General features: G+C 65.7%; 21 protein-coding genes and 2 tRNA genes. 10 read left to right on the top strand and 13 right to left on the bottom strand.

The features are described 5' to 3' along the window. Positions 1 to 15 precede the first annotated feature (15 nt). The 3 genes from LT974_RS14040 to LT974_RS14050 are packed head-to-tail and all read left to right on the top strand — an operon-like array spanning position 16 to position 1,991. Positions 16 to 948 carry a replication factor A gene (locus tag LT974_RS14040; RefSeq protein ID WP_232588250.1) on the top strand — a complete coding sequence of 311 codons (933 nt, stop codon included), beginning with the start codon at positions 16 to 18 and terminating at the stop codon, positions 946 to 948. 1 nt (position 949) lies between these two features. Next, the gene (locus LT974_RS14045) at positions 950 to 1,540 is read left to right on the top strand and encodes an RPA family protein (protein WP_232588251.1); all 591 of its coding nucleotides are present in this window, start codon (positions 950 to 952) and stop codon (positions 1,538 to 1,540) included. Between the two features lie 46 nt (positions 1,541 to 1,586). Next, positions 1,587 to 1,991, top strand: coding sequence for a CopG family transcriptional regulator (locus LT974_RS14050; RefSeq protein ID WP_232588252.1), 405 nt, complete (start codon positions 1,587 to 1,589; stop codon positions 1,989 to 1,991). Here LT974_RS14050 and LT974_RS14055 read toward each other — a convergent pair whose 3' ends face one another. The 4 genes from LT974_RS14055 to LT974_RS14070 form a co-directional block, all read right to left on the bottom strand. Next, a complete protein-coding gene (locus LT974_RS14055; protein WP_232588253.1) occupies positions 1,992 to 2,444 on the bottom strand; it encodes a DUF5814 domain-containing protein in 453 nt (150 codons plus the stop codon). It abuts the gene before it with no gap. A 46-nt stretch (positions 2,445 to 2,490) separates the two neighbouring features. Then, positions 2,491 to 2,859 carry an arsenate-mycothiol transferase ArsC gene (locus LT974_RS14060; RefSeq protein WP_232590277.1) on the bottom strand — a complete coding sequence of 123 codons (369 nt, stop codon included), beginning with the start codon at positions 2,857 to 2,859 and terminating at the stop codon, positions 2,491 to 2,493. Between the two features lie 135 nt (positions 2,860 to 2,994). Next, on the bottom strand, positions 2,995 to 4,140 hold the full coding sequence (arsB, locus tag LT974_RS14065; RefSeq protein ID WP_269785410.1) for an ACR3 family arsenite efflux transporter: 1,146 nt from the start codon (positions 4,138 to 4,140) through the stop codon (positions 2,995 to 2,997). Then, complete coding sequence (locus tag LT974_RS14070) at positions 4,133 to 4,522, bottom strand: ArsR/SmtB family transcription factor (protein ID WP_232588254.1); 390 nt, start codon at positions 4,520 to 4,522, stop codon at positions 4,133 to 4,135. Before LT974_RS14070 ends, arsB begins: the two co-directional genes overlap by 8 nt. Positions 4,523 to 4,644: 122 nt before the next feature. Between LT974_RS14070 and LT974_RS14075 the strand changes: the two genes are divergently transcribed. Further along, positions 4,645 to 4,717: transfer RNA gene (locus LT974_RS14075), tRNA-His, on the top strand. A gap of 385 nt (positions 4,718 to 5,102) precedes the next feature. On the opposite strand, the gene LT974_RS14080 is transcribed toward LT974_RS14075, so the two are convergent. The 3 genes from LT974_RS14080 to LT974_RS14090 all read right to left on the bottom strand — a co-directional run bounded on the left by LT974_RS14080 (position 5,103) and on the right by LT974_RS14090 (position 8,534). Next, positions 5,103 to 6,275 carry a CBS domain-containing protein gene (locus tag LT974_RS14080; RefSeq protein WP_232588255.1) on the bottom strand — a complete coding sequence of 391 codons (1,173 nt, stop codon included), beginning with the start codon at positions 6,273 to 6,275 and terminating at the stop codon, positions 5,103 to 5,105. 71 nt (positions 6,276 to 6,346) lie between these two features. After that, on the bottom strand, positions 6,347 to 7,567 hold the full coding sequence (locus tag LT974_RS14085; RefSeq protein WP_232588256.1) for an iron-containing alcohol dehydrogenase family protein: 1,221 nt from the start codon (positions 7,565 to 7,567) through the stop codon (positions 6,347 to 6,349). 1 nt (position 7,568) lies between these two features. Next, positions 7,569 to 8,534, bottom strand: a complete 966-nt coding sequence (locus tag LT974_RS14090; RefSeq protein ID WP_232588257.1) for a ring-cleaving dioxygenase — start codon at positions 8,532 to 8,534, stop codon at positions 7,569 to 7,571. Positions 8,535 to 8,660: 126 nt separating this feature from the next. Between LT974_RS14090 and LT974_RS14095 the strand changes: the two genes are divergently transcribed. From LT974_RS14095 to LT974_RS14115, 5 genes are all read left to right on the top strand, one after another. Next, positions 8,661 to 8,846, top strand: a complete 186-nt coding sequence (locus tag LT974_RS14095; RefSeq protein WP_232588258.1) for a hypothetical protein — start codon at positions 8,661 to 8,663, stop codon at positions 8,844 to 8,846. Then, positions 8,843 to 9,700 carry a BKACE family enzyme gene (locus tag LT974_RS14100; protein WP_232588259.1) on the top strand — a complete coding sequence of 286 codons (858 nt, stop codon included), beginning with the start codon at positions 8,843 to 8,845 and terminating at the stop codon, positions 9,698 to 9,700. The genes LT974_RS14095 and LT974_RS14100 overlap by 4 nt, the downstream gene beginning before the upstream one ends. 25 nt (positions 9,701 to 9,725) lie before the next feature. Further along, complete coding sequence (locus LT974_RS14105; RefSeq protein ID WP_232588260.1) at positions 9,726 to 10,106, top strand: cupin domain-containing protein; 381 nt, start codon at positions 9,726 to 9,728, stop codon at positions 10,104 to 10,106. A gap of 252 nt (positions 10,107 to 10,358) precedes the next feature. Next, complete coding sequence (locus LT974_RS14110) at positions 10,359 to 12,413, top strand: DEAD/DEAH box helicase (protein WP_232588261.1); 2,055 nt, start codon at positions 10,359 to 10,361, stop codon at positions 12,411 to 12,413. A gap of 69 nt (positions 12,414 to 12,482) precedes the next feature. Beyond that, positions 12,483 to 14,294: a cbb3-type cytochrome c oxidase subunit I gene (locus LT974_RS14115; protein ID WP_232588262.1), complete on the top strand. Its 1,812-nt coding sequence runs from the start codon at positions 12,483 to 12,485 to the stop codon at positions 14,292 to 14,294. Here the strand turns inward: LT974_RS14115 and LT974_RS14120 are convergent, their stop codons facing one another. Together LT974_RS14120 and LT974_RS14125 are read right to left on the bottom strand one after the other, a co-directional pair. Further along, the gene (locus tag LT974_RS14120; RefSeq protein WP_232588263.1) at positions 14,295 to 14,717 is read right to left on the bottom strand and encodes a DUF6789 family protein; all 423 of its coding nucleotides are present in this window, start codon (positions 14,715 to 14,717) and stop codon (positions 14,295 to 14,297) included. A 14-nt stretch (positions 14,718 to 14,731) separates the two neighbouring features. Further along, positions 14,732 to 15,013, bottom strand: a complete 282-nt coding sequence (locus tag LT974_RS14125; RefSeq protein WP_232588264.1) for a pro-sigmaK processing inhibitor BofA family protein — start codon at positions 15,011 to 15,013, stop codon at positions 14,732 to 14,734. A 92-nt stretch (positions 15,014 to 15,105) separates the two neighbouring features. Here LT974_RS14125 and LT974_RS14130 point away from each other — a divergent pair. Next, positions 15,106 to 15,178: transfer RNA gene (locus LT974_RS14130), tRNA-Pro, on the top strand. A 95-nt stretch (positions 15,179 to 15,273) separates the two neighbouring features. Here the strand turns inward: LT974_RS14130 and LT974_RS14135 are convergent. The 4 genes from LT974_RS14135 to LT974_RS14150 all read right to left on the bottom strand — a co-directional run bounded on the left by LT974_RS14135 (position 15,274) and on the right by LT974_RS14150 (position 19,897). Next, positions 15,274 to 16,041, bottom strand: a complete 768-nt coding sequence (locus LT974_RS14135) for a hypothetical protein (protein WP_232588265.1) — start codon at positions 16,039 to 16,041, stop codon at positions 15,274 to 15,276. Between the two features lie 100 nt (positions 16,042 to 16,141). Beyond that, a complete protein-coding gene (locus tag LT974_RS14140) occupies positions 16,142 to 16,801 on the bottom strand; it encodes an HhH-GPD family protein (RefSeq protein WP_232588266.1) in 660 nt (219 codons plus the stop codon). 44 nt (positions 16,802 to 16,845) lie between these two features. After that, positions 16,846 to 18,852 carry a BbrUII/HgiDII family restriction enzyme gene (locus LT974_RS14145; RefSeq protein WP_232588267.1) on the bottom strand — a complete coding sequence of 669 codons (2,007 nt, stop codon included), beginning with the start codon at positions 18,850 to 18,852 and terminating at the stop codon, positions 16,846 to 16,848. Continuing rightward, positions 18,839 to 19,897 carry a DNA cytosine methyltransferase gene (locus tag LT974_RS14150; protein ID WP_232588268.1) on the bottom strand — a complete coding sequence of 353 codons (1,059 nt, stop codon included), beginning with the start codon at positions 19,895 to 19,897 and terminating at the stop codon, positions 18,839 to 18,841. Before LT974_RS14150 ends, LT974_RS14145 begins: the two co-directional genes overlap by 14 nt. Between the last annotated feature and the right edge of the window lie 130 nt (positions 19,898 to 20,027).

Below are 20,027 nucleotides of genomic sequence, written 5' to 3' on the forward strand. Positions count from 1 at the left end.
GAGACGAATACGACCATGAGCGACCTTTCAGACACCGCTGCGGAGATACACGACGAGTTCTCCGAGCACGTCGACGCGACCGTCGACGACGTCGAAGCACGGCTACAGAAACTGGTTTCCGAGTACAAAGTCCCGCTCGACGAGGCGCGGCGCTCCGTCGAGAACCACTACCTCGACGAGGCCGGCCTCGACCGCGACGACCTCGCGGGCGGCGGCGGCAACGAGACCGTCGAAGTCGAGGACGTCGACGAACCCGAGCAGTGGGTCGACCTCACTGCGAAGGTCGTCGAACTCTGGGAGCCCCGCTCGGACTCCGTCGGGCAGGTCGGCCTGCTCGGCGACCCCACGGGCACCATCAAGTTCACCAAGTGGGCCAAATCCGACCTCCAGGACCTCCAGGAGGGCCAGACCTACCGTCTCGGCAACGTCGTCACCGACGAGTACCAGGGCCGGTACTCCGTGAAGCTCAACCGCACGACCTCGATTCAGGAAGTCGACGAGGAGTTCGACGTCGGCGACAACGAAGACGAGGTCGAGGGCGCGCTCGTGGACATCCAATCCGGGAGCGGGCTCATCAAGCGCTGCCCCGAGGAGGACTGCACGCGCGTCCTCCAGAACGGCCGCTGCAACGAGCACGGCGAAGTGGAGGGGGAGTTCGACCTCCGCATCAAGGGCGTGCTCGACGACGGCCGCGACGTCCACGAGGTCATCTTCGACGAGGAAGCGACCGAGGCGCTGACCGGCATCGGCCTCGAAGAAGCCAAACAGATGGCCAAGGACGCCCTCGACACCACCGTCGTCGCCGACGAGATGCGCGAGACGGTGCTCGGGCGCTACTACCGCGTGACCGGCCCGACGTTCGGCCGGTACGTGCTCGCCAACGACACCGAACAGCTGGGCGGGCCCGCGGACCCGGAAGCCGTCCTCATCGAAGCGAGGTCGATATAACATGAGTAACGCACCCACTCGCGAGGTCGCACGCCGCGCCTTCGCCGCCGAGTTCAACGACGCCGAGTTCACGTTCAAGGAGTCCGACGACGAGCGCGCGCCGCTGTACGCGCTGTTGCCGACCGGGGAGCGCGCGAACCGCGTATTCGTCGTCGGCACGCTCACCGAGACCGAGGACATCGGCGAAGATTCCGAATACTGGCGGGGCCGCGTCGTCGACCCGACTGGGACGTTCTTCGTGTACGCGGGCCAGTACCAGCCGGAAGCGGCGTCCGCGCTCCGCGACGCCGACACGCCGCAGTACGTCGCCGTGGTCGGGAAGCCGCGGACCTTCGAGACCGACGACGGGTCTGTGAACGTCTCCCTGCGGCCGGAGTCGATTACGGCCGTCGACGAGGCGACCCGGGACCGCTGGGTCGTCGAGGCTGCCGAGCGCACGCTCGAACGGCTCGACGCGTTCGACGACGAGGGTAACGAGTACGCCGAGCGCGCCCGCGCCGAGTACGGCGAGGACGTCTCCCCGTACCGCCGCGCGCTCCTCGAAGCGCTCGAGGACTTCGATACTGAGGCTGACGTGTCGGCCGGCGCGTGACTGTCTGACAAACGCTTATAGGGCTCGTTTCCTTATCTGGCGGTAGATGGGGAACAAGAACAAGACCATCTCGTTCCGCGTGAACGAGGACACGTTCGACGCGCTCCGGGACATCGCCGAGGAGCGCGACCTCTCGCTGTCCGCCGTGTTCCGGAACTACGTCGACTCGCTGGTCGCCCACGACGGCCAGGTCCGGGTCGTCCCCGAGAACCAGCCCGAATCCGTGGAGAGCGATGAGTTCCCGCCGAAAGTCGAGGTCCCGAAGAGCTTCGTGCGCGAGCACGAACGCCTCGAACTCGAAGCCGAACACCTCCGCGACCAACTGGAAGAACACAAGAAGTACATCGACTACCTCCGCGAGCAGGTCGAGTCCGAGGGCGACGTCGAGGAGGTCATCCACCTCGAAGAGCTGGACGGCGACGACGACGAAGAGCCCTACCAGCTCGGGTAGCTACCGCGACAGCTCGCGTTTCTCTCTGGTCGCGCGCTCGGCCTGTTCCGGGCGGCCGTCCACGTCGGCGAGGTCCTCGACGGCTTCGAGCGTGCGGACCGCGTCGTCGAGGAACGAGTAGATGTCGCCGGGGTAGGCGTACACCATGTAGTCCTGGGTCATCACGTCGACCATCGACTCGGGGTCCAGGCCCTGTGCGCGCAGTTCCAGGAGGTACTTGACGAACTTCCGCTCGGGGTGCCCGCAGTAGGGGTTCGACTCGCAGCCACAGTCGAGGAAGTCTTCCGAGAAGTCAAGCACTTTGTCGCGGGTGGCTTCGTCCAACTCGGAGAGGTCGCCCGTGAAGAGGATGTCCAGCGTCGCGCCGCTGAACGCGCTCTTCGGGAAGCGCGTATCTATCTGGGACGCTATCTGGCGCTGGTTCTTCACGTAGATTTTGTCCGTAACGGCCACAGTCACCCGACAGTAGGCGGCAGCCGTGGAAAAGCGTATCGTCCGGTCAGTCGTCGGCGAGTTCGTCGAAGAGCGCGGCGACCCGCTGCCGGACGTCGTCCCGAATCCGTGCGACGGCCTCGGGCGGCCGGCCGTCGGGGTCGTCGAGGTCCCAGTCGCGGTTTTCGCCCGCCCAGCCCGCCGGACAGACGTCCTCCACGGAACAGCCCATCGTAATCACGTAGTCGGCGTCTCGCACTTCCTCGAATGTGACTTCTCTGGGCGTGCGGTCTGCGACGTCGAAGCCCGCGTCGGCCATCGCGTCCACGACTTCCTCGTGGACGTGGTCGGCGGGGTCGGTCCCCCCAGTCACCAGGTCGAGTTCGGCTTCGAGGCCGCGGGCGGCGCACTCGCGCTCGGCGAACGCGTGCGCCATCTGGGAGCGGCCCGCATTCTGCACGCAGACGAACGCGAGGGTGGTCACGCGACCACCTCTCGCGGGGTGTGCAGAGCACGTCGCGCCACAGGTGAGACGGCGTTCTGCACGCAGACGAACGCGAGCGTGGTGATTTCAATCATCGGTGAGTGAGGCGTCGAGGTTGCCGGTGGTGTGGCCGGTCCAGTCGTAGCGGCGCTGGAAGTACAGCGCGACGTTCACGAGCGCCAGCAGGACTGGCACTTCGATGAGCGGGCCGACGACGGTGGCGAACGCGACGCCGGAGCCGACGCCGAAGACGGCGACGGAGACGGCGATGGCGAGCTCGAAGTTGTTCGACGCGGCGGTGAAGCCGATGGCAGTGGTCGTGGAGTAGTCCGCGCCGATGCCCTTCCCCATCCCGAAGCTCACGAGGAACATCACGACGAAGTAGACCGTGAGGGGGACCGCGACGAGCAGGACGTCGCCGGGCGCGGCGACGATGTTGTTCCCCTGCGTGGCGAACATCACGACGACGGTGAACAGCAGCGCGACGAGCGTCAGCGGGTCGATTTTCGGGACGAACTCGTTTTCGTACCAGTCCTCGCTGCGGAGCCGGGTGCCGGCGAACCGAGTGAGGAAGCCTGCGGCGAACGGGACGCCGAGGAAAACGACGATGGCCTCGAAGACTTGCGTGGGGCTGACGTCGAAGGCGGTGATGCCGGCAGCGAGCGCGTCCAGCCCGAACGCCGACGGGAGCACGAGCGCGAACAGCCAGACGTAGACGCCGTACGTGAGAATCTGGAAGAGGCTGTTGAACGCCACGAGGCCGGTGACGTACTCCGTGGAGCCCTCCGCGAGTTCGTTCCAGACGAGCACCATCGCGATGCAGCGCGCCATCCCGATGAACACGAGCCCGAGGAAGTACTCGGGGCGCGCGGGCAGCCCGGGGACGACCCCGCCGAAGAAGACGACCGCGAGCGCGAACATCAGCGTCGGGCCGATGAGCCAGTTCTGTACGAGGCTCAGGCTGAGGATGCGCCAGTTGCTGAACACGGCGCGCAGTTGCGAGTAGTCGGCTTTCGCCAGCGGCGGGTACATCATCAACACCAACCCGGTCTCCACGAGGTGGAGGTTCTGGATGGGCGCGGTCACCGACGGCGCGGCGAATCCGAGGCCGACGCCGGCGGCCATCGCGGCGAAAATCCAGACGGTGAGGTACTTGTCGAGGACGTCCATCGAGCGCGGGTCGCCGCAGGCCTCGCAGCCGCAGTTCGGGCCGTGCTCGTGGGCGCTACTCATCAGTCTCCCCGCGGTCGGCGGCGGCGAAGAGGTCGTTTGTGAGTTCGGTGGCGTCGTAGTACCGCCAGTTGCCGTCCTTCCGCCGAGTGACGAGTCCGGCGTCGACGAGGTCCGAGAGCGCGTGGCTGACGGCGCTGTCGGAGACGTCGACGAGCGGTTCGAGTTCGCAGACGCAGCGCTCGCCGTCGCTGGCGGCGAGCACGCGCGCGAGCCGGTAGCGGGTGTCGTTGCCGAGCACCGCGAACACGGACTGAGTGTCGTCGTCGAACGCGCCGTCGGCGAGCCCGTGGAGCTCGTCGAGGCGCCGCTCGACGTCGCCGTCGCAGCACTCCCCGAGTTCGTCGGCGAGCAGCCGTCGCAGTCGGTCGGAGCTCTGAGCCATACATTCTACCTGAACGTGGCTTCAGATAGTTGTTCCGATGTGAACTGCTGTTCAGATAGTGGGGTGGCCCGGCGCGTGTCGTAACGTATTTGAATTCCAGTCGGCTAGAGATGGATGCAGTGTCCGGGGTAGGGTAGTGGACTATCCTTCAGCCTTGTGGAGGCTGAGACGCGGGTTCGATTCTCGCCCCTGGACCTTTTCGCGACGAACGAAGTGAGGAGCGTAAAGTCCAGCAGGCGAGAGCGAACCCTGCAAGTCGCGCGCAGCGACCAGCGGGAGCGAGCACGTCTTGCTCCGGTTCGATTCTCGCCCCTGGACCTCTAATCTTCGAACGTCAACCGACCAGCGCCGCGTGCGCTGGTCGTTGACGAGAGTTCTCGAGCGTCCGAGAGAATTGAACCCTGTGAGCCGCAGCGCCGAGCGGAGCGAGGCGACCGTCTCACAACGGTTCGATTCTCGCCCCTGGACTGTTTCTTTCGAGCGACGACACGACGAACGACCGCGTAGCGTGTCGTTCGTCCGCGTCGCGAGCATATTGCGAACGACGAACGGGATGATAGTGGTACGCGCGCTCCAGTAGTCAGGGTGCGGATTGACCGCTCGCGCCGGGAATCTTCGGCTCCTCGCTGACGCCCGTCGACTGGATGATGTCGAAGGCAGTCATGAGGTCCGTGCGGGAGACGAGCCCGACCATCTCGTCGTCCTCGTCGACGACGACGAGGCGGCCGACGCCGTGCTCCTGCATGGCGTCGAGGGCGTCCATCGCGTTGCTGGACTGGGGAATCGTGTAGACGTCCTCGGACATCACGTCCTCGACGTGGATGGCGTCGCGCTCGACCGGTTCGACGTCGCGGGCGTCGTCGAGCGTGACCATGCCGACGACGCTGCCGTCGCGCATGACGGGGTAGCCGGTGTGGCGCTGTTCGAGCATGCGCTCCATGAGTTCGGCGACGGAGTCGTCGGCGTCGACGGTGTGGACGTCGTGGGTCATGATGTCGGCGACGCTGACATCCTGGAAGACGGCGTTCATGACGGTGCGCTGGGCTTCGCCGGACGCGCCGATGTAGATGAAGAAGGCGATGGCGATGAGGATGAGGTTGAACCCGAGCAGGCCGACGATGCCGAGCAGGAGCGCGAACAGCTTCCCGACCTCGGCGGCAATCTGGGTGGCGCGGGCGAACGAGCGCTTGCGGGCGAGCAGCGCGCGGAGGACGCGCCCCCCGTCCATCGGGAAGCCGGGCAGGAGGTTGAACGCGGCGAGCGCGAAGTTCATCAGCGCGAGGTAGCCGAAGACGAACCGGAACGTGTCCAGTGACGCTGGCAAGAAGTGGAGCGCGCCGAACGACAAGACGCCGAGCGCGATACTGACGACGGGGCCGGCGATGGCGATGAGCAGTTCCTGGCTCCACTCCTCGGGCTGGTCGGAGAGGCTGGCGATGCCGCCGAGAATCCACAGCGTGATGGAGTCGATGGGGAACCCGAAGTGCATCGCGACGACGCTGTGGCCGAGTTCGTGGAGGACGACGCCGGCGAACAGGCCGACCGCCGCGGCGATGCCGAGGTACCACCGCATGTTGCCGTCGGTGAGCGCGGCGGCGTCGAGGTTCGCGTTGAACGGCACGCTGTTGAGCGTCTCTATCCAGACGTCGACCTGCATCCCGATGAGGTAGGCGAACACCGGGAGAATCAGCAGGAACGTGACGTCGAGTTTGATCGGGATGCCGAACGCGCTCCCGATTTTGAAACTTCGCATACCCAACGATACCGGGGCGTCCCGCTTAAAAGCGGGGGCGGCGGTGGTCGGGCGCGGGCGCCAGCGACGGGTCAGTACGCCGCCCGGAGGACGGCTTCGATGTCATCGGTCGTGAGGTCGAGGCCGGGTGGCGCGTTCGCCACGAAGGCGTCCGCGACGACGGTTTCGGCGACCGCGGGGAACTCGCTGGGCTCGGGACCGGCGACGTCGGCCAGCGAGTCGGGCAGGCCGAGTGCGTCTCGAACGTCCGCGACAGCCGCTACGACCGCTTCGGCGGGGTCGGCAGCGTCCTCGACACCGAGCGCGTCTGCGAGCAGGTCGCGGCGGCCGTCCACCTCCGCGAAGAGGTGGCGGAGGACGTGGGGTGCGACGACGGCGTGGGCAGCGCCCTGCTGGACCGCGTAGCCGTCGGTGAGGCCGTGTCCGAACGCGTGAATGACGGAGAGCGTCGTCTCCCCTGGCCGCGAGATGCCGTACTGGACGAGCAACAAGCCCTCCAAGACGGGGTCGAGGGTGACGGCGTCGACACTCCCGCGCCCCAGTTCGCGCAGGCCGTCGGCGAGGAGGCCGAGCCCGTGGGCAGCCGTCGCGTCCGTGACGGGCGTGGCGTTCGCGGCGTACAGCGTCTCGATGCCCTTGTCGAAGCCGTTCATCGCGGAGCCGACGAGCACGTCCCGGGGCGTGGTAGCGACGAGCTCGGGGTCGTAGAAGACCGCACGCGGCATCAATCGACGGTCCGAGAGCCCGCCGCTGACGGGTACGTCGACCAACCCGGAGTCGGGATGAGCGTTCAGTCCGGCGACTATGGAGAGGTCCGCGCCGGCAAGCGTCGTGGGCACGGCGACGATGGGGTCGAGGTCGCCGTCGGCGGAGAGCGTGCCCGTCTCGGTGAACTCCCGGGCGGCTGCCTCGGCGTCTTGGCCGCCCGTAGCGAGTACGCTGACGGCTTTCGCGACGTCGAGACTACTCCCGCCGCCGAGCGCGACGAGGATGTCCGCGTCATGCTCGCGGTACGCGTCCCGGGCGTCGAGCGCGGTCGACAGCCGCTTCTCGGGCGTCGTCTCGGCGAAGACGCCCGTGAGTTTGTCGCCCAGTCCGGCACGAATCGGGTCCATCACGGCGGGCGTGCTGCCAACGGTCGACCCGCAGACGACGAGCGCGCGCTCGAATCCCTGCCGGTCGAGTTCGTCGGCGAGGTCCGCGACGCTCCCCACACCGTACCGGAGGACGCCGGGGTCGTAGTCGAAGCGGAACGGCTCGCCGACGCGGTCGCTCGTGGCTGGGTCAGTCACGCTACGAACCTCCGTCCTCCGCGTGCGGCGGCTCGAATTCGGGGAGCGCGGCCTCGATTTCCGCGCGTTCGTCCTCCAACCACTCGGGGAGGACGAGACTGGACCCGAGCTCCTCGACGTCTTCGTCGACGTCGAAGCCGGGGCCGTCGGTCGCGATTTCGAAGAGCACGCCGCCGGGCTCCCGGCAGTACAGCGACTGGAAGTACTTCCGGTCGATGGGGCCGCTGGCGGCGAGCCCGCGGTCGGCGCAGGCTTGCTTGTACGCCGCCAGGTCGTCGACGTTCTCGGTAGTGAATGCGACGTGGTGGACGGTGCCGACGCCCATCGTTCCGCGTCCGGCGTCCGTCTGCACGAGGTCCAGAATCGAGTGCGCGCCGCCCTCGGACGTCTGGTAACGCCGGCGGTCGCCGTCGTCGCCGACGTGCTCGTAGCCCAGTACCTCGGTGAGAATCTCTTCGGTAGGGCCGAACTCGCGGACCGCGAGCGTGACGCTGTGGAACCCGCGCAGTTGGTGTGCCTCGGGGACTGGGCCGTCGGGCCACGGCACCGCGTCCGAATCGCGGGCGTGCTCACTCGCAACCAGTTCGAGGCCGATACCGTCCGGGTCCGAGAACCGGAGGACGGTGTCGCCGAAGCGCTCGGCCTCCTCGACGGCGACGCCGTGGTCGTCGAGGCGCTCGACCCAGAAGTCCACGGAGTCCGGCGGAATCAGGTACGCAGTGTCGCGGGTCTGGCCCGCGCCGAACTCGCCGTCGCGGCCGCTGTCGGTCCACGGGAAGAACGTGATGTTCGTCCCCGGCGTCCCCTCGTAGTCGCCGAAGTAGAAGTGGTACGTGTTGGTGTCGTCGTGGTTGACGGTGCGCTTGACGAATCGCAGGCCGAGCGTCTCGACGTAGAAGTCGGCGTTCGCCTGCGGGTCGCCCGCGATGGCCGTGACGTGGTGAAGTCCCGGCGTCGGCTCTGTCATGCACCGACGTAGGCGGCCCACACACGTATAGCCACGTTAGACGGCACTGTCACCGGGTGACGACGGCGTTACCACCGGACGAGGGGGCCAGCGAACGGTTAACACGCCGGCGGGCGAACGCGACGTATGACCTGCCCGCACCTGGAGTACCGCGAGGAGGGCGACGGCCGCGAGTTCGACACCGCGCGGGCGTACTGCACGATTACCGGTGAGTTCATCCAGCCGATGCGCGCGGACGTCTGCAACGACCGCTACGACCTCGACCACGCCGCGCACTGCGAGATATTCCGCGAGCACGAGGGCGAATCGTGAGCTACGAGGACTTCCTCGCGGGCGACCCCGTCGTCGTGACGGCGGCGTTGACCGGCGGCATCCACGGGAAGGAAGCGAACCCGAACGTCCCGGAGACGCCCGAGGAGATCGGACGCGCGGCCGCGGCAGCGGAGGACGCTGGCGCCGCAGTCGTCCACGTCCACGCGCGGAAGCCAAACGGCGAGCGCTCGTTTTCGACCGAGGACTTCCAGGCCATCGACGACGAAATCCGGGCGCGAGCGGACGACGTCGTCATCCAGCACTCGACGGGCGGCACGGGCGCGCCCGACGACCTCCGGCACGAACCCTTGCGGACTGACCCCGCGCCGGAGATGGCGAGCCTCGACATGGGGCCGCTGAACCGCTCCGACCACCTCACGAGCGAGAACACCCGCGCGCTCGTGGACTCGCTGTACGACGAGATGGACGAGCGCGGCATCAAGCCCGAACTGGAGGTGTTCAACGACGGCCACCTCAACGAGGTCCACGGCCTGCTCGACCGGCGCGACCTCGCCGACCCCGTCTACGCCACGCTGATTTTCGGGCCGGGCACGCTCACCCGGCCGCGCCCGCGGAACTTCCTGAATCTCGTGTCGAACCTCCCCGAGGGCGCGGCGTTCAACACGCTCGGGTTCGGCCCGCACCAGCTCCCGTTCGCCACGATGGGCATCATGTTCGGCGGGCACGTCCGCGTCGGCCTCGAGGACAACGTCTACTACGAGAAGGGCGAACTCGCAGAGAGCAACGCCCAGCTCGTCGAGCGCGTGGTCGGCGTCGCGGAGACGCTCGGTCGCCCGGTCGCGTCGCCGGCCGAAGCCCGCGACGTCCTCGGCCTCTCGGACGGCTACGCCTAAGGCCCGGGACCGCCACGGTACGGGTATGACGGCTTCCGAGACCGCGAGCCACGTGGTTCGCCGCGCTGCCGACGTCGAGTACGAGACCGTGAACGCCGCCGAGGGAATGCGGAAGGGTGTGCTGCTGGACGGCTCGGACGGCGCGCCGCAGTTCGCGATGCGGCGGTTCGTCCTCGAACCGGGCGCGAGCGTCCCCGAGCACACGAACGAGGTCGAACACGAGCAGTACGTGCTCGCGGGCGAGTACACGGTCGGCATCGAGGGCGAGACCTACGAGGTGAGCGCCGGCGACAGCCTCCTCATCCCCGCGGGCGCGGTCCACTGGTACGACAACCCCGGCGACGAAGAAGGCGCGTTCATCTGCGCCGTTCCGAACGGCGACGACACCATCGAACTCGTGGAATGACGCAAACCACCGCCGAAAGCGACTGAACAGCCGGTACGGGGTGGACTGAAAGGGGCGGCAGGCTTGGCGAAGGCGGACGAAGTAAGCACCGCAGGAGCGAGCGTAGCGAGCGACGAGGAGCGCAGCGAGGCCCCCGAGCCAAGCCTGCCGGGGCTTTCGAGGAAACGTCGAAGACAACGCCGTCGACCACGAAACGCAACAGCAGACCTAGCAAGCGAATCGCTGAAATACCGTCCTCCCGTACGTTGGTTCGTGTCTGAGCAGGTCCAGCGCGTGGATACGTTGTTCCTCCACGAGACCGGAGACGACTACTTGGCGGTCGCTCAGCGGAGCGGCGACCGGTTGTTCCGCGCGAAACTGGAGTTGACGGAGCGGGACGCGGGGCCGCGTCCCGGACGATTTCGCGTGAAGACGGGGAGCGGCGAGGAGCCGCGCAGCCCCGACCAGTTCGTGGACATCGCGCGGCGCGCGGACCGCATCCGCATCAGCGAGCAGACGAGCCGGAGCGGCCGCGAGGAGCTCCGGGAGATGCTGGACGCCTACCAGCAGGACGCGAAGGTCGTGCGGACGTGCCGGTACTGCGCGGGGAAGGGGCGGTACTCGCCCATCACCTCGGAGACGGCCATCGAGGCGGACGGCGAGTTCATCTGCCAGGACTGCGCGATTCGAGAGTTGGAGCGCGAGCTGTCGTTCAACGGCGGCATGACGGGCGCGGCGCAGGACCGCCTCGAAGACCTGCTGCTGGAGGAGCAGGACCTCGACCGCATTACCGGGCTGCTGGGCGGGAATCTCGACCCGGACCTGACGAAGTTCGACGAAGTGAGCGCGACGACCGACGAGGTCGACCCGGTGCCGGTCGACAGCCTCGACCTCCACCCGGACGTGAAGGACCTCCTGACCGCGCGCTTCGACGAGTTGCTGCCCGTGCAGAGCCTCTCCGTGGAGAACGGGCTGCTCGACGGCGAGGACCAGTTGGTGGTGTCCGCGACGGCGACCGGGAAGACGCTCGTCGGGGAGATGGCGGGGCTGCACCGCCACCTCTCCGGAAAGGGGAAGATGCTGTTCCTCGTCCCCCTCGTCGCGCTCGCGAACCAGAAACACGAGGACTTCGAGGACGAGTACGGCGACCTCGCGAACGTCACGATTCGCGTGGGGTCGTCGCGGATTCGAGACGACGGCCACGCGTTCGACCCGTCGGCGGACATCATCGTCGGGACGTACGAGGGCATCGACCACGCGCTCCGCACGGGGAAGGACCTCGGCGACGTCGGGACCGTGGTCATCGACGAGGTGCACACGCTCAAGGAGGACGAGCGCGGCCACCGCCTCGACGGCCTCATCTCGCGGCTGAAGTACTACTGCGAGCAGCGCGAACAGCAGTACCGCGACTACGAGGGCGCGCAGTGGATTTACCTCTCGGCGACCGTCGGCAACCCCGGCGAACTCGCGCGGGGGATGCGCGCGAACCTCGTGGAGTTCGAGGAGCGCCCGATTCCCATCGAGCGCCACGTGACGTTCGCGGAGGGCAACGAGAAGCCCGACATCGAGAACAAACTCGTGCGCCGGGAGTTCGACAAGGAGTCCTCGAAGGGGTACAAGGGCCAGACCATCATCTTCACGAACTCGCGGCGGCGCTGCCACGAGATTTCCCGGAAGCTGGACTACCCGTCCGCTGCGTACCACGCGGGGCTGGACTACGGCGAACGCAAGTCCGTCGAGCGCCGGTTCGGGAACCAGGACCTCTCGGCGGTCGTGACGACGGCGGCGCTCGCGGCGGGCGTCGACTTCCCGGCGTCGCAGGTCATCTTCGACACGCTCGCGATGGGCATCGAGTGGCTCTCCGTCCAGGAGTTCGAGCAGATGCTCGGGCGCGCGGGCCGGCCCGACTACCACGACCGCGGGAAGGTGTACATGCTCGTCGAACCCGACGCCTCCTATCACTCCTCGATGGAGGGCACCGAGGAGGAAATCGCGTTCAAACTCCTCAAGGGCGAGATGGAGGACGTCGTCACGCACTACGACGAGACCGCGGCCGTCGAGGAGACGCTGGCGAACGTCACCGTCGGCGGGAAGGCCGCCAAGCGCCTCAACGACCGGATGCTCGGCGAAGTGCCGACCAAGCACGCGCTCGGGAAGCTCCTCGAATACGAGTTCGTCGACGGCTTCGAGCCGACGCCGCTCGGGCGCGCGGTGACGACGCACTTTCTCGAACCCGGCGCGGCGTTCACGATTCTGGACGGCGTGCGCAAGGCCAAACACCCCTACGACGTCGTCGCGGACATCGAGTTGCGCGGCGAACAGCAGTAGTTCGGCGAGCCCGCGGGCGGGCCGTACCTGCCGTTCGATTTTAACCGGAGGCGTGTAAACGGGTCGCACATGACGCTGGTCGCCGCGGCTGGACTGGCCGCGCTCTCGGTCGCCGCCGCCGGGCTCGTGCTCTACGCCGCGTGGCGCGCGGAACGGTCCCGCGACGCACCGCCGACGCCGCCGAGCGACGGGAACGCGCTCGCGGACGGCGGCGGGCGCGCCAGCAGCCCGGACGCTCCCGCCGAGCCCGACGGCGGCGAACCCGCGGACTCGGGCTACCTCCTCGGAACCTCGGCGTCGCACAAACTGAGTGGCGTCACGCGCTGGCTGACGACGGTCGACCACAAGGACATCGGGCTGCTGTATCTGGCGTTCGCCGCGACCGCGTTCCTCTGGGGAGGCACGGACGCGATGATGATGCGCACCGAACTGTACGACCCCGCGGTCTCCGTCTGGGACGAACACACGTACAACGCCCTGTTCACGATGCACGGGCTCACGATGCTGTTCCTGTTCGGGACGCCCGCGCTCGCCGGCCTCGGGAACTACCTGCTCCCGCTGTTCATCGGTGCCGACGACATGGCGTTCCCCCGCATCAACGCCATCGCCTTCTGGCTGCTCGTCCCCGCGCTCGTGCTCATGCGCGCCGGCCTGCTCTCGGACGTCCTCGGCCACGTCCTCGTCGGGGGCGGCCTCGGAGCGCTCGGCGAACAACTGCTCGCGCTCGCGCCACCTGCGACCGGGTGGACGTTCTACGCGCCGCTGTCCGTACAACTCGACCTCCCGACGGTGAGCGTCGTCCTGCTGGGCTTGCACCTCTCGGGGGTCGCCACCACGATGTCCGCCATCAACTTCATCGCGACCATCTTCACCGAACGCGAGGTCTCGTGGCGCGAACTCGACATCTTCTCGTGGACGATGCTCACCCAATCCGGGCTGATTCTGTTCGCGTTCCCGCTGCTGGGCAGCGCGCTCGTCATGCTCCTGTTAGACCGCACCGTCGGCACGACGTTCTTCGCCATTCAGGGTGGGAGCCCCATTCTCTGGCAGCACCTGTTCTGGTTCTTCGGGCACCCCGAAGTGTACATACTGGTGTTGCCGCCGATGGGCATCGTCAGCCTCCTCGTCCCGAAATTCTCGGGGCGGAAGCTGTTCGGGTTCAAGTTCGTCGTCTACTCCACGCTGGCGATTGGGGTGCTCTCGTTCGGCGTGTGGGCTCACCACATGTTCACCACGGGAATCGACCCGCGGCTCCGCGCGAGTTTCATGGCCGTCTCCATCGCCATCGCCGTGCCGTCGGCGGTGAAGGTGTTCAACTGGATTACGACGATGTGGAACGGCCACGTCCGGCTCACCGCGCCGATGCTGTTCTGCATCGGCGGCATCGGGACGTTCATCGTCGGCGGCGTCACCGGTATCTTCCTCGCTGCCATCCCCATCGACCTGCTGCTGCACGACACCTACTACGTCGTCGGCCACTTCCACTTCATCATCATGGGGCTGATTTCGTTCGCGGTGTTCGCGGGCGTCTACTACTGGTACCCCCTCGTCGTCGGCAAACACACCGACTACCGGCTCTCTGTCGCGCACTTCCTCCTCACCACCGTGGGCATCGTGCTCGCGTTCGGCCCGATGATGATTATGGGCCAGGAAGGGCTGCCGCGGCGGTACGCCTCCTACCCCGCGGAGTTCGCGGGCCTCCAGCAGGTCGCCACGCTCGGCGCGATTCTCATCGCCGTTGGCACCGTCGTCTGGCTGTTCAACCTCGTGCAGTCCTCCCGGATGGGCGCGCCCGTCACCACCGACGACCCCTGGGACCTCCGCGAACACGGCGACGACCGCACCGCCGAGTGGGACGAACTCCCCTACGGGCGCGAGTAATCAGACGTCTTCGAGGGAGTGGTAGACCGCGCCGAGCGTGAAGCCGTACAGCAGGTGCGCGAACAGCGTAAAGGAGAGGTGGAGCGCGCCCTCCAGCGACGACAAATCGGGCGACGCGACGACGACGTACACCACCCACAGCGGGATGCTGAACGCCATCCCCCGGATTGCGGGGTCGCCGCCGCCCGGCACTTGCGAAAGTAGGCGCTCCAGACGCACGAACACCAGCGGGAACAGCACCATCCCCGCCAGCAGGAACACGAACAACCCCAGCACGGGCTGGTCGGAGACGCCCGCGTACCGCGCTATCGCCGGGCCGACGCCCAGCTCGAAGCGCGCCTCGACCTCCGCGATGACGAGCACCACGGACATCACGATCGTCCCGGCGACACCACCACCAATCGCGCGTCGTATCGGGTCCATGCGTTGTCACCTCCTCAAACCACTAGCGGCACCGCCAACAGCCCCGGCACGAACGCCACCCCCAGCGTCGCCAGCAGGATGACGAGTATCGCGCCCGGCAGCCCGCCGACTGCCACCACGAGCAACGCCAGCGGCGTCACCGCCACCTGCGCCCCCAGGAACTCTGCGATGAGGATGACTACGAGCCCCACGACCGCGTTGACGATGAACGGCTTCACCGCGCGAATCACGCGGTACGCGCCGAACAACGCCACCAGTACGAGGACCGCGAGCCCGACCTCCAGCATCGTTGGCATACGTACCCGTGTGACACCTACCGCGAAAGTCGTTGTGGCGACAGCCCGCCGAACGAAACCCTTACGCCACACCCGGCGGTACATCTACGTGCGGGACCGTGGGGTAGCTTGGTATCCTTTCGGCCTTGGGTGCCGATAACCCCGATTCAAATTCGGGCGGTCCCACTACATACATAACCGTTTTCCCGGGTTCTTCGACACTTAGCGGCCGCTCTGCGGATCCCGGTGTTTTCACGGGTGGCTAATTAGTATCGAACTAATCAGCCCCGAAAGTCCTCTAACTGAGTGTTGTCTTCCACTCGGCGGTCGGTCTCCATCTCCTCGTCGTAGTTCGAGTAATCTACTCGGCCGTCGGAGATTCCTTGCTCTTCCTCGTACGTCTCGATCCACGCTCGAATCAAGTACTGGATGTACGGGGCGGGGATCGTATTCTTCGCTAAGTGCTGCTTCGAGTAGGGACGTGGGTCGTAGTCCTTCGCCGAGGCCCACCACTCTTTGGAGCGCTCCGAGAAGAAGAACGACGAAGTTTCGGTGTTGTCGGACGGCCCACGGTTCGTCAGGAGTTTTCGCTCGCGAGGAGGTTGTGGGACGCGGAACGACGTCTCGAACGCTCGTTCGTACTCAATCGGCAAGCCGAACATCCGCCCGTTGAGGATCGTCGGGTTCTCGAGCGGTGCCTTCGGTACGTTCTCGATGACGTAGTGGTCACAGAACTCGTCGGCTATCGCACGAGCACTCGGGATCATGTTCTCGTGATCCTCCGGGTCTCCGGAGATGCTCGTCGTAGCTGCCCAGCGCGTGCAGACCGGGTGGAAGACTCCGAGGTCGAACGTCACGTCGTCCTTGAACGGGAATCCGTGGCTCTTCCCGTCCCCGGTGATGTGCGCGTCCGCCTTGATCGGAGCACTCTCGTTCGTGTCTTCGGGGTCGATGCTGACCCTGACGACGTTGCCGTAGTTACTCAGAACCTCGCACTCGGTCCCATAGTCCGCGAAACAGTGGAGGATCAGTGGCTCGTCGTCGGTCATTCTGTACGCCCTCGCGAGACACTAGACACACTCTGCATACGTCGGAGTGGGAGAAGTCCGGCGACACGAGCCCCAGCAGTCATTACACGTTCGTAGACCGCTACGACTCATTAAAGTCTCGCGTATTCACCTCGTCGCGGTAGTACGTACAGTAGCGGCTGGCGAAGCAGGCCTCACAGTCTGGCCCGGCTTTCTGACAGACTGTGGCCCCGAAGTCCAGAAGTGCCATGTTGTACGTCTTCGCCTCGGGAGCACTCTCCGGGAGTAGGGACTCCGCGAACTCCTCCTCGCTGGCGGTGTTCACGAACTCGTCTCCGAAGACTCGTTCGTAGACCCGTCGAACGTTCCGGTCCAGTATCGGAACCCGTTCACTGTCCGCGAAGCAGACAGTAGCGTTCGCGACGTACGAGCCGACTCGTGGAAGTTGCCGGAGTTCGTCTCGCTCGCGCGGTAGTTCGTCGTACTCGTCGGCGATCGCCTCCAGCGCGGCAGCGCGCATATTGTGGAATCCGATCGGCTCGATACTGTCCGCGATCTCCGACAGTGACGCGGACTCGAGTGCGTCTAGGTCGGGGAAGCGACGGAGAAAGCGCGGGTACAGCTCGGCGACGTTGTCGGCCGGCGTCTGTGTGAGGAAGAACTCCGCGACGAACACCTCGTAGAACGATCTGTCCGGTTCCCGCCACGGGAACTCGCGGAGGTTCTCGCCCGCCCAGTCGAGTAGGTCTTCGCGGAATCGTCGGCGTCTCTCTCGGACCACGATAGTCGAGTGTCAGTCGGCTTCGTACTTACTTCTCCGCCCGTTCACTCGAAGGCGTCACCCGACTCGATGTCCTGTACGAGTCTCGTAACGCGCCCCGCGTTCGTGTCGCGTTCCCGCTGGCGTTCGTACGCCTGCTTCGCTTCCGCCAAGAGGTCCTCGTAGGAGTGGACGACGGCGTCCATGCGTTCCAAGAATCCCCCGTCGAAATCGCCGCGAGTGTCTTCGGGAACGACGACGACGACGTTCCCTGGCGGTCGCCCGGAATTACTCTCTGCTACTGCGTGTTCGAGTACGTCCTCGTACGTCTGTACTCGTTCCAGCAACTCGTTTCCGAGGTCGAAGTCCACGGGCTGGAACGCTACGAGATCCAGACCGTCCGACTGCTTGACTGCGATCACGTCGTCGTGGCCGTGAAGCGGCGAGTTCTCGCCGACGTCGTCCAGTTCGATACGGGCCACTCCACCGACACTGTCGGCTCGAGCGGTCTGTGTCCACGCGGGGTTCAACAACCACGGTCTCTCCCGGACGATGTCGGAGAGTTCCTCGGTCCACCCTCGTTCACTCAGCCAGACCTGAATCGCGTCGATGGCCTTCGCGCGCTGGGTCGCCATCTGGTCGAGTTGGGTCGACTCCACGTCGTCGAGCCCGTCGAAAGTACGTGACACGTCGGTGTCCGCGTCGGCAGTGAGGTCGTCGAGACGGTCGAGATTCTCCTTGTACTTGAGATTCTCGAACGCGAGGACGCCGTGTTTGAAGAGTTCTCGCCGCTCGTCGTCGTCCTCAACGGTGATCTGATTGATCTTCCCGAATAGACGCTGCGCTCGTTCGCGGTTCTCCGGAGACAGGCTCTCGAACCACATGTCGATGGGGCCGAACGAACGAGCTTCTTCCGCGCCCTGCGAGTTCCGGAGTTCGTTCCAGCGACTCGCGATGTGGTTGAGTTGGACCCTGAGGAAGTCGCGGAGGTCCTGATACCGCGGGTCCTCTTGGACGATGTCTTCCCGGTTCGAGGTCGCGATGTCCGTCTCGTCGTCGTAGTCGAGGAAGTCGGCGTGTATCTCGCCGACGAGGTACTTCGTGTACATCCGGCCGTCGTTGAAGTCCTCGAGGAGATCCGGCTTCGCCATCTTCCCGCGGACCAGCAGCGATATCTTGTTCAGATCGTCTGTCTCGTTCTGTCGACCGGGATAGTCTTCTACGAGGTCGCTCGGCTGTTCGACCGTCCCGATCCAACCACGAATCTCGTGCCCGTCCTCGGTCGTAGCCGGTCGCTTCTCGTGCTCTTCGAGCTTCGAGTCTCGACAGTAGTCGCGGTACTCGTCGCCGTCGAACGTCCAGAGGAACTGGACCTTGTGGAAGTAGTCCCGATCGGTCACCTTCACTGGCTCGTCGTTCACCAAGATCTCGAAGTTATAGTCGGGGCCGATGATACCGAACCGACGGGCGAGGCGTTTGCGTAGCGCGCTCTCGGCAGTCCGCAAGCGCTTCTTCAAGTCCTTCAGGACGATCTTCGTGCCCTCCTCTAAGTCGTCGGGGAACGTGTCGAGAGCCGTCGGCTGGTATCGTCCGTCACCGAGCCGCCCACCGTCTTCCTCCTCTTCGCTGATCGCCTCCTTGATCTCGTCGACGTTCATCCGGAAGGCGTGCTGCTCGCCGTCTTTGGAGGTGTACACTTCCACAGTGTTGGCGATCGAGAACAGCGACAGCTTACCGATTCCCTTCCGGCCCATGACCGGGCGACCGTGCTTCGGGGTCCGATTCGATCTGCCCTCGTCCTCGCGGCGGCGGTACCCCACGTGGAGGTACCGGTGGTTGACGTCGTACGCGTCCATCCCGTGCCCGTCGTCGACGATCTCGATGCGGTCTCCTTCGGTGTCGATGTTCACCTCGACTCGTTCGGCATCGGCGTCCCACGCGTTCGCGACGGCTTCGGAGAGTACCGCGGGGACGTTACTGTAGAGGTTCAGCCCGAGGTGGTTGAGGACGTTGAGGCTGAGGGAGAGTTCGTAGTCGGTGCTCGGCTCTGATTTGGGTTCAGGCTGCGACATTATAGTTCTCGACGTGTTCGACGATGGTCTCGCCGACGACTTCCGCGAGACGTACGGGGACGGCGTTACCGACGAACCGACCAACGGTCTGGTAGTGGATATCCTCTTCGTCCTCGACGAACTCGTAGTCCGGCGGGAACGTCTGGAGGATCGCGCCCTCGCGGAGCGAGATCGCGCGGTCTTGCTCTGGGTGGCCGAAGCGTCCGCTCCCGTAGTTGTAATACTGCGTCGTGATCGTGGGCGCGGTCGTGTCCCACTGCATACGACCGTAGACGCTCCCGAAGGACTGCCCACTCTCCTTCGTGTGACAGTCTAGTCGAATTTCCGGGTCCCAGTCACGCCACGTCCCTCCTGGCTTCGACTGTCGAATTCGTTCGATATTCTGCTCCTCGAGCGTCCGTGAACGGTGGAGAGGGTCGTTCTCGTCCACCCCGCCAGCGTCAATCTCGGGAACGACGCCGTTGCCGATCGCGTCTCGTACCGTCGGGTAGTTCGAGGGAGAGTGTGTCGGTCCCTTCAGTTCGATCGGACCGTACTTCGAGGCGAGAACGACGATCCGCTTCCGGTCTTGCGGAATCCCGTAGTCCGGACACTCTACGACGGAGAACGAGACGTCGTACCCCGCCCGCCAGAGAGTGTTCACGAAGTCCGAGTAGACCGGCTTGTTGCGGAGTTCGGAGACGTTCTCCATCACGACGATTCCGGGTTCGACCTCCTCGACGAGGTTCCCGAAGTCGCGGACGAGCCCCCAGTCGTCGCGCTCCGAGGAATCCTCGGCGTTGTTCAAGTTCGAGAACGGCTGGCAGGGCGCACAGCCCGCGAGGACGCTGACCGTCCCGTCGTCCAGCCACTCCGAGACCTGTTCGGCGTCAAGGTCCGCGACGTCGGCCTGCTCGAAGCGTGCCTCGTTGTTGGCCTCGTACGCGTGCTCGCACTCGTCGTCACGGTCCACGCCGACGGCGACTGGAATCCCAGCCGTCTCTAGACCGTGTGTCAACCCACCGACCCCGCAGAACAAGTCCACGGCGGTCGCGTCAGCTTTCATAGAGTACGAGTGATTCAGTCAGGGTATAAAACTGACGCGACTCAAAGCCCAGCGACCGAGTACTTCGTGGCGAGGTCTCGGGATGTCGTGATAGATATGGTAATTCATTTTTGCTGAGGAGTGTCCAATA

It is taken from the genome of Halobacterium noricense (assembly GCF_021233435.1).
Lineage (GTDB): Archaea > Halobacteriota > Halobacteria > Halobacteriales > Halobacteriaceae > Halobacterium > Halobacterium noricense.

Excerpts from the sequence above, each read along its gene's own strand:
- LT974_RS14120 (WP_232588263.1), bottom strand. The coding sequence starts at position 14,717 with ATGGACCCGATACGACGCGCGATTGGTGGTGGTGTCGCCGGGACGATC.
- LT974_RS14095 (WP_232588258.1), top strand. The coding sequence starts at position 8,661 with ATGACCTGCCCGCACCTGGAGTACCGCGAGGAGGGCGACGGCCGCGAG.
- LT974_RS14080 (WP_232588255.1), bottom strand. The coding sequence starts at position 6,275 with ATGCGAAGTTTCAAAATCGGGAGCGCGTTCGGCATCCCGATCAAACTC.
- LT974_RS14125 (WP_232588264.1), bottom strand. The coding sequence starts at position 15,013 with ATGCCAACGATGCTGGAGGTCGGGCTCGCGGTCCTCGTACTGGTGGCG.
- LT974_RS14150 (WP_232588268.1), bottom strand. The coding sequence starts at position 19,897 with ATGAAAGCTGACGCGACCGCCGTGGACTTGTTCTGCGGGGTCGGTGGG.
- arsB (WP_269785410.1), bottom strand. The coding sequence starts at position 4,140 with ATGAGTAGCGCCCACGAGCACGGCCCGAACTGCGGCTGCGAGGCCTGC.
- LT974_RS14105 (WP_232588260.1), top strand. The coding sequence starts at position 9,726 with ATGACGGCTTCCGAGACCGCGAGCCACGTGGTTCGCCGCGCTGCCGAC.
- LT974_RS14115 (WP_232588262.1), top strand. The coding sequence starts at position 12,483 with ATGACGCTGGTCGCCGCGGCTGGACTGGCCGCGCTCTCGGTCGCCGCC.
- LT974_RS14135 (WP_232588265.1), bottom strand. The coding sequence starts at position 16,041 with ATGACCGACGACGAGCCACTGATCCTCCACTGTTTCGCGGACTATGGG.
- LT974_RS14070 (WP_232588254.1), bottom strand. The coding sequence starts at position 4,522 with ATGGCTCAGAGCTCCGACCGACTGCGACGGCTGCTCGCCGACGAACTC.
- LT974_RS14040 (WP_232588250.1), top strand. The coding sequence starts at position 16 with ATGAGCGACCTTTCAGACACCGCTGCGGAGATACACGACGAGTTCTCC.
- LT974_RS14145 (WP_232588267.1), bottom strand. The coding sequence starts at position 18,852 with ATGTCGCAGCCTGAACCCAAATCAGAGCCGAGCACCGACTACGAACTC.
- LT974_RS14090 (WP_232588257.1), bottom strand. The coding sequence starts at position 8,534 with ATGACAGAGCCGACGCCGGGACTTCACCACGTCACGGCCATCGCGGGC.
- LT974_RS14045 (WP_232588251.1), top strand. The coding sequence starts at position 950 with ATGAGTAACGCACCCACTCGCGAGGTCGCACGCCGCGCCTTCGCCGCC.
- LT974_RS14050 (WP_232588252.1), top strand. The coding sequence starts at position 1,587 with ATGGGGAACAAGAACAAGACCATCTCGTTCCGCGTGAACGAGGACACG.
- LT974_RS14060 (WP_232590277.1), bottom strand. The coding sequence starts at position 2,859 with ATGGCGCACGCGTTCGCCGAGCGCGAGTGCGCCGCCCGCGGCCTCGAA.